At 73.8% G+C, this 15,057-nt stretch carries 10 protein-coding genes; 1 reads left to right on the forward strand and 9 read right to left on the reverse strand.

Going from position 1 to position 15,057, the window contains the following annotated elements:
• Positions 1 to 48: 48 nt before the first annotated feature.
• Together ACIRPK_RS34435 and ACIRPK_RS34440 are read right to left on the reverse strand one after the other, a co-directional pair.
• Positions 49 to 243, reverse strand: a complete 195-nt coding sequence (locus ACIRPK_RS34435) for a DUF3046 domain-containing protein (protein ID WP_403046241.1) — start codon at positions 241 to 243, stop codon at positions 49 to 51.
• 242 nt (positions 244 to 485) lie between these two features.
• A complete protein-coding gene (locus tag ACIRPK_RS34440) occupies positions 486 to 2,033 on the reverse strand; it encodes a S8 family peptidase (RefSeq protein ID WP_403046244.1) in 1,548 nt (515 codons plus the stop codon).
• A gap of 154 nt (positions 2,034 to 2,187) precedes the next feature.
• Between ACIRPK_RS34440 and ACIRPK_RS34445 the strand changes: the two genes are divergently transcribed.
• Entirely contained in the window at positions 2,188 to 6,798 is a 4,611-nt protein-coding gene (locus tag ACIRPK_RS34445; RefSeq protein WP_403046246.1) for an ATP-dependent helicase, read from the forward strand.
• A gap of 220 nt (positions 6,799 to 7,018) precedes the next feature.
• Here the strand turns inward: ACIRPK_RS34445 and ACIRPK_RS34450 are convergent, their stop codons facing one another.
• From ACIRPK_RS34450 to ACIRPK_RS34480, 7 genes are all read right to left on the reverse strand, one after another.
• Complete coding sequence (locus ACIRPK_RS34450) at positions 7,019 to 7,390, reverse strand: helix-turn-helix domain-containing protein (RefSeq protein ID WP_057229461.1); 372 nt, start codon at positions 7,388 to 7,390, stop codon at positions 7,019 to 7,021.
• 241 nt (positions 7,391 to 7,631) lie between these two features.
• Positions 7,632 to 8,108, reverse strand: coding sequence for a CinA family protein (locus tag ACIRPK_RS34455; RefSeq protein WP_403046247.1), 477 nt, complete (start codon positions 8,106 to 8,108; stop codon positions 7,632 to 7,634).
• Positions 8,105 to 8,734, reverse strand: a complete 630-nt coding sequence (gene pgsA, locus ACIRPK_RS34460; RefSeq protein ID WP_403046250.1) for a CDP-diacylglycerol--glycerol-3-phosphate 3-phosphatidyltransferase — start codon at positions 8,732 to 8,734, stop codon at positions 8,105 to 8,107. The genes ACIRPK_RS34455 and pgsA overlap by 4 nt, the downstream gene beginning before the upstream one ends.
• Entirely contained in the window at positions 8,731 to 10,185 is a 1,455-nt protein-coding gene (rimO, locus tag ACIRPK_RS34465) for a 30S ribosomal protein S12 methylthiotransferase RimO (RefSeq protein ID WP_403046252.1), read from the reverse strand. Before rimO ends, pgsA begins: the two co-directional genes overlap by 4 nt.
• 106 nt (positions 10,186 to 10,291) lie before the next feature.
• Positions 10,292 to 11,152 carry a helix-turn-helix domain-containing protein gene (locus ACIRPK_RS34470; RefSeq protein WP_403046254.1) on the reverse strand — a complete coding sequence of 287 codons (861 nt, stop codon included), beginning with the start codon at positions 11,150 to 11,152 and terminating at the stop codon, positions 10,292 to 10,294.
• Positions 11,153 to 11,358: 206 nt separating this feature from the next.
• On the reverse strand, positions 11,359 to 14,004 hold the full coding sequence (locus ACIRPK_RS34475) for a DNA translocase FtsK (protein WP_403046257.1): 2,646 nt from the start codon (positions 14,002 to 14,004) through the stop codon (positions 11,359 to 11,361).
• A gap of 267 nt (positions 14,005 to 14,271) precedes the next feature.
• Complete coding sequence (locus ACIRPK_RS34480; protein WP_403046259.1) at positions 14,272 to 14,892, reverse strand: two-component system response regulator; 621 nt, start codon at positions 14,890 to 14,892, stop codon at positions 14,272 to 14,274.
• Between the last annotated feature and the right edge of the window lie 165 nt (positions 14,893 to 15,057).

Below are 15,057 nucleotides of genomic sequence, written 5' to 3' on the forward strand. Positions count from 1 at the left end.
ATTCTGAGGTTCAGCGCTACTGGCCACCCACTCAGTCTTACCCGAAGCTCAGCGCAGAATCGACGACACCCCCTGGGTCTGGCAGACCACCCGCCAGACCTCCTTCGCCTCCCAACCGGCCTCCAGCGCCTGACGAACCGTCCGCCCGCCCAGCTCGGACATCAGGTGGTCGGCGGCGAACGACTCCGCATACGCCTCGCCGAAGTGCTCGTACATCCGTCGCCAGAACTCGGTCAGCCTCATGCCCCCAAGTATCCCGAACCGCTCCACGAGCAGGTGCTCAGCCCGTACGGCGCCAGGGGCTCGGGCCACTGTGCTGCGGGCTCAGCCATCAGGGGCTCGGGGAACTGCGACGCCGACCCTTGCAAGGTGATCGTCGCGTAAATGGTCAGGCACTTTCGCAGTGACCCGCACGCCAGATCTCCTCGCAGTTCCCCGAGCCCCTGGGTAGTAGACCGCTGAGCGCCTGCCCCCAGCGGCCCCGGCTAGCCGGAAGCGGGCAGGGCCAGGACTCCCGAGCCGAAGAACTGGCGCTCGACGCAGGCCCCCGCCCCGTACGGGCAGTTGGTCCCCGCTGCGTCGGCGAGCAGCGCGACCAGCCGGTCGGGCCGCCAGTCGGGGTGGCCGGCCGCCGCCACCGCGACCGCGCCGGTCACGTGGGCGGCCGCCATCGAGGTGCCGGCCAGGGCGGCGTACTGGCCGCCGGGCCAGTCGGAGACCACCGCGCCGGCCGGCCCGCCCTCGGGTTCGCCGCCGGGTGCGGCGATCGAGATCCGGCCCCGCCCGTAGTTGCTGTAGGCGGTGGGCAGGCCGTAGCGGTCGAGGGCACTGACCGTCAGGACGCCGGGCAGCTCGCCGGGCAGCCGGATGCACTCGGTGCCGAGCAGCCGGTTCTGGGCGGGCCCGGTCAGCCGGTCGTTGGGGCTGCGCTGGTCGCGGCGGACCGCGCCGAGGTCCTGCCCGTCGTTGCCGGCCGAGGCGACCACCACCGCGCCCTGCCGCTGCGCGTAGCCGACGGCGCGGCCGACGGCCTGGGCCAGTGCGGCCTGGTCCGGATCGTCGGGGCAGTTGTACTTCCAGGGGTCGGCGAAGTAACTGTCGTTGATCGCCTTGGCGCCGTGGTCGGCGGCCCAGAGCATGCCGCAGACGATGTTCTCGGTGTAGTACTGCCCGAGCGGGCCGAGCAGCCGGACGGCGGCGATCCGGACGCCCGGCGCGACGCCGGTGACGCCCCGGCCGTCCCTGGCCGCGCCGACGATCCCGGCGACGTGGGTGCCGTGGCCGCTCTCGGTGACGCCCCGGTCGGGGCGCCAGGAGCCGTACCGGGCGTCCGGGCGGCCGTCGGCGCAGGAGACCGAGGCCCGGGGGTCGACCGCCGAACGGAGGTCGGGGTGGGTGTCGTCCACGCCGGAGTCCAGGACCGCGACCAGCACCTGCCGGAGCGCCTCCTCGGAGGGGGCCGCACCGGTCGTCCGCAACAGCGCGGCGGGCAGCGGCCCGGCCGGCCGGGTGGACCGGCCGGTGGCGCCGATCATCGCCAGGTTCCAGTCGGCGGACTCGGCCGGGTCGGGGGTGAGCGACTCGGCGTCATCGCCGCTCTCCAGGGCGTCGCCCCGGGTGTCTCGGAAGTCGCCCGCGCCGGCCAGCGCCCCGGGCGGGCCCGGTACGCCGGTGGTCCGGCTGGCGCCGACGGCCGCTATCCCGGGGTGGCCGCGCAGCCGGCCGGCGAAGTCGCCGGTGGCGTAGGCCAGCACCACGCCGATCTGCGGGTACTCCTGGACCACCCGGCCGCCGGCCGCCCTGACCTGCCGGGCGGCGGTGGCGGAGCCATCGGCGTCCGGACGCTCCGCCAGCACCAGGTAGCTCAGGTACGAGCGCCCGGGACCGGCCACGTACGGCACCGCGCCACCGATCAGCAGCGCCACCATCAGGACCCCGAGCAGGACCCGGACCCGGACCTTGCGCACTCCCGGTCGTCCCGGCCGCGTCGCGTCGCCCAGTCCCATCCGCACGGCGAGACCCAGCCGTTCCATCGCGCGACCTCCACTCGTCGGTGCGCCCGCCATGATCACGGGTCCGATACATCACCATATGAGCGGATTTTCGGGCCTGCCTGATCTGGCTAGGGCAGACGGGCAGCGGAGGCGGCAGGCCCGGACTGTCGGTGCGGACGGGCACCATGGGGGGATGGCGGAACGTGAGCTGACGGCAGCTGGTGACCTGGCGGATTCGCTGGACGGATTCGCTCCGGCGACCAAGGCGTGGTTCACCGGGGCGTTCAGCACCCCGACGGCCGCCCAGGCCCGGGCCTGGGCGGCGATCGACCGGGGGACGGACGTCCTGGTGGTGGCCCCCACCGGCTCCGGCAAGACACTGGCCGCCTTCCTCTCCGCGCTCGACAGGCTCAGCCACACCCCGCCGCCGGCCGACCCGAAGCGCCGCTGCCGGGTGCTCTACATCTCGCCGATCAAGGCGCTGGCGGTCGACGTCGAGCGCAACCTGCGGGCCCCGCTGGCCGGGCTGCGCCAGGCGGCCGTCCGGCTCGGCCTGCCGGAGCCGGACGTCCAGGTCGGCATCCGCTCGGGCGACACCCCGGCCGCCGACCGCCGCCGGTTCGCCACCCATCCGCCGGACATCCTGATCACCACCCCCGAGTCGCTCTTCCTGCTGCTCACCTCCGCCGCCCGGGACGCGCTGCGCGGCGTCGACACGGTGATCCTGGACGAGGTGCACGCGGTCGCCGGGACGAAGCGCGGCGCCCACCTGGCGCTCAGCCTGGAGCGGCTGGACGAGCTGCTGGACCGCCCGGCCCGCCGGATCGGCCTGTCCGCCACCGTCCGCCCGGTGGACGAGGTGGCCCGCTACCTGAGCCCGCAGCGCGGCGCGGTGGTGGTCCAGCCGCCCGCCGACAAGCGGTTCGACCTCTCGGTGGTGGTCCCGGTCGCCGACCTGGACGAGCTGCCGAACGACACCGACGACCCGGCCCGGCAGGCGTCGATCTGGCCGCACGTCGAGGAGCGGATCGTCGACCTGGTGCAGGCGCACCGGTCGACCATCGTGTTCGCCAACTCCCGCCGGCTGGCCGAGCGGCTCTGCAACCGGCTGAACGAGATCGCGCACGAGCGCGCCACCGGCGCCGCGCTGCCCGAGGCGCTCTCCCCCGCCCAGCTGATGGGCGGCTCCGGTGCGGCCGGCGGGGCGCCCGCCGTGATCGCCCGGGCGCACCACGGCTCGGTCTCCAAGGAGCAGCGCGCCCTGGTGGAGGAGGAGTTGAAGGCGGGTCGGCTGCCCGCCGTGGTGGCCACCTCCAGCCTGGAGCTGGGCATCGACATGGGCGCGGTGGACTTGGTGATCCAGGTCGAGTCGCCGCCCTCGGTCGCCTCCGGCCTGCAGCGGGTCGGCCGGGCCGGCCACCAGGTCGGCGCGGTCTCCACCGGCGTGGTGTTCCCCAAGTACCGGGCCGACCTGGTGCAGGCCGCCGTGGTCACCGAGCGGATGCGCTCGGGCGGCATCGAGGCGCTCCGGGTGCCGCGCAACCCGCTGGACGTGCTGGCCCAGCAGCTGGTCGCGATCACCGCGCTGGACACCTGGGACGTGGACGAGCTGCTCACCCTGGTCCGCCGGGCCGCCCCGTTCGCCACCCTTCCGCAGTCCGCCTTCGACGGCGTGCTGGACATGCTGGCGGGCCGTTACCCCTCGGACGCCTTCGCCGAGTTGCGCCCCCGGCTGGTCTGGGACCGGGTGGCCGGCACCGTCACCGGCCGCCCCGGCGCCCAGCGGCTCGCGGTCACCTCGGGCGGCACCATCCCGGACCGTGGCCTGTTCGGCGTCTTCATCGTCGGCTCCGACCCGAAGAAGGGCGGCGGGAGGGTCGGCGAGCTGGACGAGGAGATGGTCTACGAGTCCCGGGTCGGCGACGTCTTCACCCTGGGCACCACCTCCTGGCGGATCCAGGAGATCACCCACGACCGGGTGCTGGTCACCCCCGCCCCCGGCGTCCCCGGGCGGCTGCCGTTCTGGAAGGGCGACAGCCTGGGCCGTCCGCTGGAGCTCGGCCGCGCGGTCGGCGCCTTCGTCCGCGAGCTGGGCGCCCTGACGCCCGATCAGGCCGGCGACCGGCTCCGGTCGGCCGGCCTGGACGACTGGGCGGCGAGCAACCTGCTCACCTACCTCGCCGAGCAGCGCACCGCCACCGGCCACCTGCCGGACGACCGCACCATCGTGGTCGAGCGGTTCCGGGACGAGCTGGGCGACTGGCGGATCGTCATCCACTCCCCGTTCGGCGCCCAGGTGCACGCCCCCTGGGCGCTGGCCCTCGGCGCCCGGCTGCGCGAGAAGCACGGCCTGGACCCGCAGGTGATGCACGCCGACGACGGCATCGTGCTGCGCCTGCCCGACGCCGACCTCCTCGACTTCCCCTCGGACCGGCCGGTCACCGAGGAGGCCCCGGTCGGCGCCGACGCGGCGCTGTTCGACAAGGGCGAGATCGAGCAGCTGGTGACCGACCAGGTCGGCGGCTCCGCGCTGTTCGCCGCCCGGTTCCGCGAGTGCGCGGGCCGGGCCCTGCTGCTGCCGCGCCGCAGCCCCGGCAAGCGCACCCCGCTCTGGCAGCAGCGGCAGCGCGCCTCCCAGCTGCTGGAGGTGGCGAGCGAGTACGGCTCGTTCCCGATCGTGCTGGAGGCCGTCCGGGAGTGCCTGCAGGACGTCTTCGACGTGCCCGGCCTGGTCGAGCTGATGGGCGATCTGGAGTCCCGCGCGGTCCGGCTGGTGGAGGTCACCACTCCCGAGCCCTCGCCGTTCGCCCGCTCGCTGCTGTTCGGCTACGTGGCGCAGTTCCTGTACGAGGGCGACTCCCCGCTGGCCGAGCGCCGGGCCGCCGCCCTGGCGCTGGACTCCCGGCTGCTCTCCGAGCTGCTCGGCCAGGCCGAGCTGCGCGAGCTGCTGGACCCGGCGGTGCTGGCCGAGCTGGAGGCGGAGCTGCAACGGCTCACCCCGGAGCGGCGGATCAAGGACGTCGAGGGGGTCGCGGACGCGCTGCGGCTGCTCGGGCCGCTCGGCACCGAGGAGCTGACGGTCCGTGGGGCCGCGCCGGAGTGGGCGGTCGAGCTCCGGGCGGCCCGCCGGGTGATCGAGGTCCGGATCGGCGGCGAGCAGCGCTGGGCCTCGATCGAGGACGCCGGGCGGCTCCGGGACGCGCTCGGCACCCCGCTGCCGGTCGGCGTCCCGGAGGCGTTCACCGAGCCGGTCAAGGACCCGCTCGGCGATCTGCTGGCCCGGTACGCCCGCACCCACGGCCCGTTCACCGCACCCGAGGCGGCCGCCCGGTTCGGCCTGGGCGGTGCCGTGGTCACCGGCGTCCTGCACCGGCTGACCGCCGCCGGGCGCCTGGTACAGGGCGAGTTCCGGCCCGGCGAGGGGCACAGCGGCCAGGTCGAGTGGTGCGACGCCGAGGTGCTGCGCCGGCTCCGCCGCCGCTCGCTGGCCGCGCTCCGGCAGGAGGTCGAGGCGGTGCCGCCGCGCGCGCTGGCCGCCTTCCTGCCGCAGTGGCAGCACCTGGGGGGCCACCGGCTGCGCGGCGCGGACGGCCTGCTCCGGGTGGTCGAACAGCTCCAGGGGACCGCGCTGCCCGCCTCCGCACTGGAGAAGCTGGTGCTCCCCGCCCGGCTGCTCGACTACACACCCGCCCTGCTGGACGAGCTGACGGCGGCCGGGGAGATCGGCTGGTCCGGCGCGGGCGCGCTGCCCGGCAAGGACGGCTGGATCGGCCTGCACCTGCCCGAGACCGCCCACCTGCTGCGGCCCGAGCCGGTTCCGCCGGCCGTCACCCCCGTGCACACCGCGCTGCTGGCGGCGCTGGCGGGCGGCTACGGCCTGTTCTTCCGTCAGCTGACGGAGCGGCTGCCCGAGGTGCCGGAGAGCGAGTTGACCGAGGCGCTCTGGGACTTGGTCTGGGCCGGGTACGTGACCAACGACACACTCGCCCCGCTGCGCGCCCTGCTCGGCTCCGGCCGGACGGTCGGCGCCACCGCGCACCGGGCGCCCCGGGCCGCCCCGCGCGGCCGGTACGGCGGGATGACCAGGCCCACCGTGCGGGCCGGCTCGCCGACCGTGGTCGGGCGGTGGTCGCTGCTGCCGGAGCCGGCCACCGAGCCGACCGTCCGGGGCGCCGCCCAGGCGCAGGCCCTGCTGGACCGGCACGGCGTGCTGACCAGGGGCGCGGTCGCGGCCGAACGGGTGCCGGGCGGCTTCGCCGGGGTCTACCGGGTGCTGAGCGCGTTCGAGGAGCGCGGCCGGGCCCGCCGGGGCTACTTCGTGGAGGGTCTGGGCGGGGCGCAGTTCGCGATGGACGGGGCCGCCGACCGGCTGCGATCGGTCAGCGGGCGGCTGGAGCGGGCCGCGGAGGGGGCCTGGGCGGCCGCACCGGCCGCCGAGGCGGCCCAGACCCTGGTGCTGGCCGCGGCCGACCCGGCGAACGCCTACGGGGCCGCGCTGCCCTGGCCCGAGCTGCCGCCGGCCGCCCAGCAGCACCGGCCGGGCCGGAAGGCCGGCGCCCTGGTGGTGCTGGTGGACGGCGAGCCCGCGCTGTACGTGGAGCGCGGCGGCAAGTCGCTGCTGGCCTGGTCCGAGCAGCCGGTGGCGGTGGCGGCGCTCGCGGCGGCCGTCCGGGGCGGGGCGCTGGGCAGCAGCGTCACGGTCGAGCGGGTCAACGGGGAAGCGGCGCTGACGGCCCCGCTGGGGGCGCTGCTGGAGGAGGCGGGCTTCCATCCGACGCCCCGGGGGTTCCGGCTGCGCGGGTGACCGGCCGGGCGGCCCCCTGGTGGCTGCTGTGGATCGGGATCAGGCTGAGGCTCCAGCCGCCCGCCAGCAGGCCCAGCGCGGCCCGCCCGGCCCCGAGGCCGGTGCCCAGCAGCGCGGCCAGGCACAGGGCACCGAACAGCGCGGCGGGCCACCACCGTCCGGCAGTGGCCCGCGCGGACCGTACGTTCTGCATCGCAGCCTCCAGATCGGAGGCCGGGGGTCAGGCTGCCACCACGTCCACGGCGGCGGCCTTGGGCGAGATGGAGCTCATCCGGTCGACACCGGGAGCCGGCAGCTGAACCGGTTCGAGTACCGGCCTCAGCAGCTCACCCTCCGAGAGAGTGGCCATCGCCGCAAGTTCGGCGAGCGACAGCTCGTCGCTGACCTCGCGCATCACCTCGGACATCCGGACGTCCAACGCGTCGCAGATGGCGGAGAGCAGCTCGGAGGACGCCTCCTTCTGCCCCCGCTCGACCTCGGAGAGGTAACCGAGCGAAACCCTGGCGGCTGCCGACACCTCGCGAAGTGTGCGGCCCTGGCGTTGGCGCTGCCGACGCAGTACATCGCCCAGTAGGCGACGGAGCAGGATCATCGGTGCCTCCCTCCTCGGACTGCGGATCGAGATGTCACGCCCCCACCGTACCGCCTTGTCCGCATCGCGTGCGGGGACCATGGTCGTGTTCACTCTGGGCTGCAATGCTGCCCCCTCCCCTGATTGTTCCCCGCCCGACTACCTGACTACTGCCCATCCGGGGTATCCGATGTAACACGATCCTGCTGCCGCGCCGGGTGGTTCAACGGCTTTTTCGCCGAAAGCTCAGCACAGGACGGGCTCAACGCGCTAGGTGACCCAGCATCAGCTGCAGGGCCGCCTGCACGGTGTCCTGCCGGATTGTTTCACGTGTTCCTGACAACAGGAGCGAATCCGTCCCTGCTTCGTCGGGTCCGGCCCAGCCGAGGTGGACGGTGCCGACCGGACGGCCGTCCTGCTCCGCCGGACCGGCCACGCCGGTGGTGGCCAGGCCGTAGTCGGCGCCGAGCAGCCGCCGGACGCCCTGGGCCATCTGCCGGGCCACCACGGGGTGGACCGGGCCGTGCACCGCGAGCAGGCCCTCGTCCACGCCCAGCAGCCCGGCCTTGAGCTCGGTGGCGTACGCGGTCACGCCGCCCCGGTAGGTGGCCGAGGCCCCCGGGACGTCGACCAGGGCGGCCGACAGCAGACCGCCGGTCAGCGACTCGGCGACGGCCAGCGTGGCGCCCCGGTCGCGGAGCGCCCGGTGCAGGTCGGCGGCGGGCCGGGCGGCGGTCACCCGGCTTCCTTCGCCTGCCCGGCCCGGCGCAGCACGATCGCCTGCCGGACGTAGTCCAGCCCGGTGCCGAGCGTGAGCAGCACCGCCAGGCCCATCAGCAGCGCCCGACCGGTGGCCAGCCAGCCGGTCAGCTCCAGCACGTACATGCCGATCGCGATGCCCTGGGTGAGGGTCTTGAGCTTGCCGCCCCGGCTGGCCGGGATGACGCCGTAGCGGATCACCCAGAACCGCATCAGGGTGATGCCGAGCTCGCGGGCCAGGATCACCACGGTGACCCACCAGGGCAGGTCGCCGAGGATCGACAGGCTGATCAGGGCGGCGCCCATGATGGCCTTGTCGGCGATCGGGTCGGCGATCTTGCCGAAGTCGGTGACCAGGCCCTTGCGCCGGGCCAGCTCGCCGTCGAACAGGTCGGTGATCATCGCGATCGCGAACGAGGCCCAGGCGACCGAGCGCCACTTGGGGTCGTGACCCCCGTCGGCGAACAGCAGCAGCACGAAGACCGGGACCAGCAGCAGCCGGATCATGGTCAGCACGTTGGCGATGTTCCACAGGGAGGGGACGGGCGGCGTGTCCGTGGCGCCCGTCGGCTGGGCCGGGGCGGAGGCGCCTGGCCCTCTGGTCATGCCTCGACCCCCACGCGCTCCAGCGCCTCGGCCACCAGGTCGACGCCCTCGGTGCCGACCACGGTGGCCCGGTAGTACTGGCCGATCTCCGCGTCGTCGGCGCCCAGCAGGGTGGTCAGACCGTCGGTCTCCGGGGCCTGGTGGGCCGCCCGGCCCTCGACCACGCCGTCCTCGACCGACTCGACCAGCACCTCGACCTCGGTGCCGATCCGCTGCTCGGCGCGCTGGGCGGTCATCTCCTCGGCCAGCTTGGTGAGCCTGGCCAGCCGGTCCGCCACCACGTCCTCGGGCAGCTTGCCGTCGAAGGTCGCGGCCTCGGTGCCGTCCTCGTCGGAGTAGCCGAAGACCCCGATCGCGTCCAGGCCGGCCTCGGTGACGAAGCGCTCCAGCTCGGCGAAGTCCTGCTCGCTCTCGCCGGGGAAGCCGACGATGAAGTTGGACCGGGCACCGGCCTGCGGGGCCTTGGAGCGGATGGTGGCGAGCAGCTCGAGGAACTGCTCGGTGTTGCCGAAGCGGCGCATCCTCCGCAGCACGGCCGGGGCCGAGTGCTGGAAGGACAGGTCGAAGTACGGCACCACGCCGGGGGTGGTGGTCATCGTGTCGATCAGGCCGGGGCGCATCTCGGCGGGCTGCAGGTAGCTGACCCGGACCCGGCGGATGCCGTCCACGGCGGCGATCTCGCTCAGCAGCGTCTCCAGCAGGCGGATGTCGCCCAGGTCCTTGCCGTACGAGGTGTTGTTCTCGCTGACCAGCACCGTCTCGGTGACGCCCTGCTCGGCCAGCCACTGGGCCTCGCCCAGCACGTCGGACGGGCGGCGGGAGATGAACGAGCCGCGGAAGGCGGGGATGGCGCAGAACGAGCACCGCCGGTCGCAGCCGGAGGCCAGCTTGACCGAGGCGACCGGGCTGTCGTCCAGGCGCTTGCGCAGGGTGCGCGGGCCGGACGCCGGGGCGACGCCCTCGGGCAGGTCCGCGGGGGCACCGTGGCCGGGCAGCGCCACCTGGGCGGCCGCGGCCTGCCGGGCCACCGGGGTGAGCGGGAGCAGCGTGCGGCGGTCCCGGGGCTTGTGGGCCTCGATGTTGCCGCCGGACAGGATGGTCTGGAGCCGGCTGGAGATGTCGGTGTAGTCGTCGAAACCGAGCACCCCGTCCGCCTCGGGCAGCGCGTCGGCGAGCTCCTTGCCGTAGCGCTCGGCCATGCAGCCGACCGCGACCACGGCCTGGGTCCGGCCGTGACCCTTGAGGTCGTTGGCCTCCAGCAGGGCGTCGACGGAGTCCTTCTTGGCGGCTTCGACGAACCCGCAGGTGTTGACCACGGCGACGTCGGCGTCGGCGGCGTCCTCGACCAGCAGCCAGCCGTCCGCCTCCAGTCGCCCGGCGAGTTCCTCGGAGTCCACCTCGTTGCGGGCGCATCCGAGCGTGACAAGGGCGACAGTACGGCGTTCAGGCATAGGGACAAGGTTAACGCGCGGCCCCCGGTGCCGTTCGCCCCGGAGTCCGCGCGCGCCGGATCAAGGGCGGATTGTTGTGAAGAGGCCCTTCGGTCGGTCGGGGGCCTCAACCGGCCTGGGGGTCGCCGGGGGTGTAGGTCAGGTGCTTGACCTGACCGTCCTGGCCGGCCGGGCCGAGGTCCTTGCCGTTGACGTACAGGTGTACGGCGCCCGCGTTGCCGATCACCAGTTTGATCTGCTTGGGGTCGGTGAAGGTCTGTGCGCCGCCCTGCTCCAGGTTGTTCTGGAACAGCGACTTCCCGGCGCCGTCGGTCGCGGTGACCCAGCTGGTGCCGCCCTCGGCGACCAGCTTGACGGTGACCTTGTCGGCCGGGGCGGCCGCGATCGCCTGGACGCTCGGCGCGGGCGCCGGGGGCTGCACGGAGGGCGAGGCGGGCGCCGAGGCGGTGGGCAGCGGGGCGCTGGCCGAGCCCGCGGTGGTGACGGTCTTCTCGCCGGAGAACAGGTTGAAGCCGATCAGCGCGACCACCGCGACGATCGCGGCCACCATGGCGGCCGTCCAGTTCGGACGGCGGTGATCGGTGACCTTGATCGGGCCGGTGTCCAGCAGCTGGGTCGGCCGCTGCGCCGTCGGGGCGCCCCCGTGCGCGGCGTCGTACCGGGCGACCAGCGCCTCGCCGTCCACCCCGACCGCCTTGGCGAACGCCCGGATGTGGCCCCGGGCGTAGAAGTCGCCGCCGCAGCGGGGGTAGTCGTCCTCCTCGATGGCGTGCAGGATCGGCACCCGGACCCGGGTGTCGCCACTGACCTGATCGATGGTCAGCCCGGCCTGCCGACGGGCGTCGGCGAGCACCCGGCCGATCGCGGGCAGCTCGACCACCGGCTCCGGGGCGGCCTGCGGCCCGGCCTGGGGGTCGGGGGCGGAGGACCGGCGGTTGTCGCGGGGCGAGGACTTGCCGATGGTCACTGGGCGCGCCTTTCGAGCGTTGGCCACCTGCTGAGAAGACAGTCTAGGGGTGGGCCGGGAGGCTTTCTCAAGCGGAGAGGCCCGAACGTGCGGCACCGACCGCCCCTGCTGACACCTGGTCAGCCGGATCGGGGTGCCGTGCACGGTGGGACGTACCCGTTCGGCCGACGGTTCCCCTCCTCCGAACGAGTGAGGAGAGGACGACGTCACCCTCTCAGTGTGAGCAGGACGGCGTCGAGTTCGTCCGGCTTGACGAGCACGTCCCGCGCCTTCGAACCTTCGCTCGGACCGACGATGTCACGCGACTCCATCAGGTCCATCAGCCGGCCCGCCTTGGCGAAGCCGACCCGGAGCTTGCGCTGGAGCATCGAGGTGGAACCGAACTGGGTGGAGACCACCAGCTCGACCGCCTGGACCAGCAGGTCGAGGTCGTCGCCGATGTCCTCGTCGATCTCCTTCTTCGGGCCGCCGCCGACCACCACGTCCTCGCGGTAACGGGCCGTCAGCTGGTCCTTGCAGTGCTGGACCACCCTGGCGATCTCCGCCTCGGTGACGAAGGCGCCCTGCATCCGGACCGGCTTGGAGGAGCCCATCGGCAGGAACAGCGCGTCGCCCTTGCCGATCAGCTTCTCCGCACCGGGCTGGTCCAGGATGACCCGGGAGTCCATCATCGCGGAGGTCGCGAAGGCCAGCCGGGACGGCACGTTGGCCTTGATCAGACCGGTCACCACGTCCACCGAGGGCCGCTGGGTGGCCAGCACCAGGTGGATGCCCGCCGCCCGGGCCAGCTGGGTGATCCGGACCACCGAGTCCTCAACGTCGCGCGGGGCGACCATCATCAGGTCGGCCAGCTCGTCGACGATCACCAGCAGGTACGGATAGGGCGTCAGCTCCCGCTCGCTGCCCAGCGGCGGCTTCAGGGTGCCGGCCTTCACCGCCGCGTTGAAGTCGTCCACGTGCCGGAAGCCGAACGCCGCCAGGTCGTCGTAGCGCATGTCCATCTCGCGCACGACCCACTGCAGCGCCTCGGCCGCCTTCTTCGGGTTGGTGATGATCGGCGTGATCAGGTGCGGGATGCCCTCGTACGCGGTCAGCTCGACCCGCTTGGGGTCGACCAGCACCATCCGCACCTCGTCCGGGGTGGAGCGCACCAGCACCGAGGTGATCAGGCAGTTGATGCAGGAGGACTTGCCCGCGCCGGTGGCGCCGGCCACCAGGATGTGCGGCATCTTCGCCAGGTTGGCCATCACGGTGTGGCCCTCGACGTCTTTGCCCATGCCGACCATCAGCGGGTGCATGTCCTCGGCGGCCGTGCGCGAGCGGAGCAGGTCGCCCAGGTTGACCATCTCGCGGTCCCGGTTCGGGATCTCCACGCCAACCGCCGACTTGCCGGGGATCGGGCTGATGATCCGGACGTCCGCGCTGGCCACCGCGTAGGCGATGTTCTTCGCCAGCGCGGTGATCCGCTCCACCTTCACGGCCGGGCCGAGCTCGACCTCGTACCGGGTGACCGTCGGGCCCCGGGTGAAGCCGGTAACCTTGGCGTCCACCTTGAACTCGGTGAACACGCCGCTGAGCTGGGCCACCACCTCGTCGTTCAGTGCGCTGCGGGCCTTGCCGGGGGCGCCGCGCTCCAGCAGGTCCAGCGAGGGCAGCGCGTAGCTGATGTCCCCGGCCAGCTGGAGCTGCTCCATCCGGGCCGGGGCCTCGCCGTGGCCGTGCGGGGCGTCGGAGGCGCGGGCGGCCGGCACCGCGAGCTCCTCGGGCGGGGCGGTGTTGTCCTTGACCTGGTGCAGCATGCTCGCCACCGCCGGGGAGGCGGGCACGCCGTAGAGCAGCGCACCGTCCAGGTCGGCGGCCACCCCGGCCGCGATGTCCCTGGTCTGGTACGGGTCCTGGTCCTCCGTCAGCGGCTCCGGCGCGGGCTCCTCGGACTTCCTGCGCCGCCGGCGGCGCCGGGCGCCGATCTCGTCCTCGGGGGCCTCCACGGTGTACGGCAGCGCGTCCGGGTCGGCGTCCTCGGGCGGCGCGGTGGAGTACTCGCGCTCGTGCTCCGGATCGTCCTGGTCCGCCGGGCCCTCGACCACGCCGAGCTTCTGACCCAGGCCGCGCAGCCGCTCGGGAATCTTGTTGACCGGGGTCGCGGTGACCACCAGCAGGCCGAAGAAGGCGACCAGCAGCAGCAGCGGCACGGCCAGCGGCGGTCCGGCGGCGGCCATCATCGGGGTGGACGCGGCCCAGCCGACGATTCCGCCGGCCGCCCGCATCCGGGTCGCGCCGCTGCCCATGCTCGGTGCGCCGCAGCCGATGTGCACCAGCCCGAGCACGCCGACCACCAGCGCGCTCAGCCCGACCGCGATCCGGCCGTTCGCCTCCGGGAGTTCGGGGTGCCGCATCAGCCGGACGGCGACCGCCGCCAGCAGGAACGGGACCAGTACGTCGACCCGGCCGAACAGCCCCGACACCACGGCGATCGCCGCCTCGCCGAGCCACCCCTGCGGGCTGAACCACGTCCCGGCGGCGGTCACCAGCGCGAGCGCGAGCAGCAGGAGCGCGACGCCGTCCTTGCGGTGCGCCGGGGGCAGGTTCTTCGCGCCGTCGCCGAAGCCCCGGAACAGGGCGCCGACGGCGTGCGCCAGGCCCAGCCAGACGGCGCGGACGGCGCGGAAGAGTATCGGCTTCGGCGGGGGCGGCGGCGGAGCGGCGGGCGGCCTGGCCGCCGCCTTCCTGGCCGGGGCCTTCTTCGCCGCCGGGGCCGCCGCCTTCTTCGCGGGCGCCTTCTTGGCCGGGGCCTTCTTGGCCGGCCCGGGCTTCGGGGTGCGCGCTGCCGCGCCGGGCGTACGTGTGGCCATGGGACAGCAGCCTACCGGGGGGCGGGGCGACTGGACATGTGAGCGACTCTCCCGGTGTGTCCGGCCCCGTTCCTGACGCACACTCAGGGCGCACACCGCTCCGCGCACGCCCCCAGCCTTTTCGCAGGCGCTCGGTTGCACGACCCAGGGGCTCGGGGAACGGCGACGCCAGCCTCTGGAGCGTTCACCGGACGTGGGTGGTCAGGCACTTCGGCAGTGACCCGGACGCCAGATCTCCTCGCAGTCGCCCGAGCGCCTGTGAGCGAGCTAGGCGGCGCCTGGCCGCAGGGCGTCGAGGGCCTTGCGGAGGCCGGCGAGCTTGCGTTCCAGGTTGGCCGCGGTGGCCGCGACCGCGGTGTCGGCCGTGCCGTCGAGTTGCTTGGCCAGGGCTTCGGCCTGCTCCTCGACCGCGGCGAGACGGGCGGAGAGCTCGCCGAGCACCGGGGTCTCGCCGGCCTCCAGCTGGAGGCGGAGCAGCGCGGCCTGCTCCTTGAGCTGGCAGTTCTTCACGTAGAGGTCGACGAAGACCGAGACCTTGGCCCGCAGCACCCAGGGGTCGAAGGGCTTGGAGATGTAGTCGACCGCGCCGGCCGCGTAGCCGCGGAAGGTGTGGTGCGGACCGTGGTTGATCGCGGTCAGGAAGATGATCGGGATGTCCCGCGTCCGCTCCCGCCGCTTGATGTGCGAGGCGGTCTCGAAGCCGTCCATGCCGGGCATCTGGACGTCAAGCAGGATCACCGCGAAGTCGTCGGTGAGCAGCGCCTTGAGCGCCTCCTCACCGGACGCGGCCCGGACCAGCGTCTGGTCGAGCGCGGAGAGGATCGCCTCCAGCGCCAGCAGGTTCTCCGGCCGGTCGTCGACCAGGAGGATCTTCGCTTTCTGCACCACGACCCGCCCTCCTGTCGGTTGTCTGCCGATGGCGGCCGCCTTCGCGCCGCCCACCACTGCCCCGGTCATGCTAGCCGCACCCCCTCGCCCGCCACGTCGCTCCCGGCGATCGGCAGCGCGACAGTGCCGAAGCACACAGCGGCGCCGGAGCACCACGTCACCGTT

The sequence above is a fragment of the Kitasatospora sp. NPDC101801 genome, assembly GCF_044766665.1.
Taxonomy (GTDB): Bacteria; Actinomycetota; Actinomycetes; order Streptomycetales; family Streptomycetaceae; genus Kitasatospora.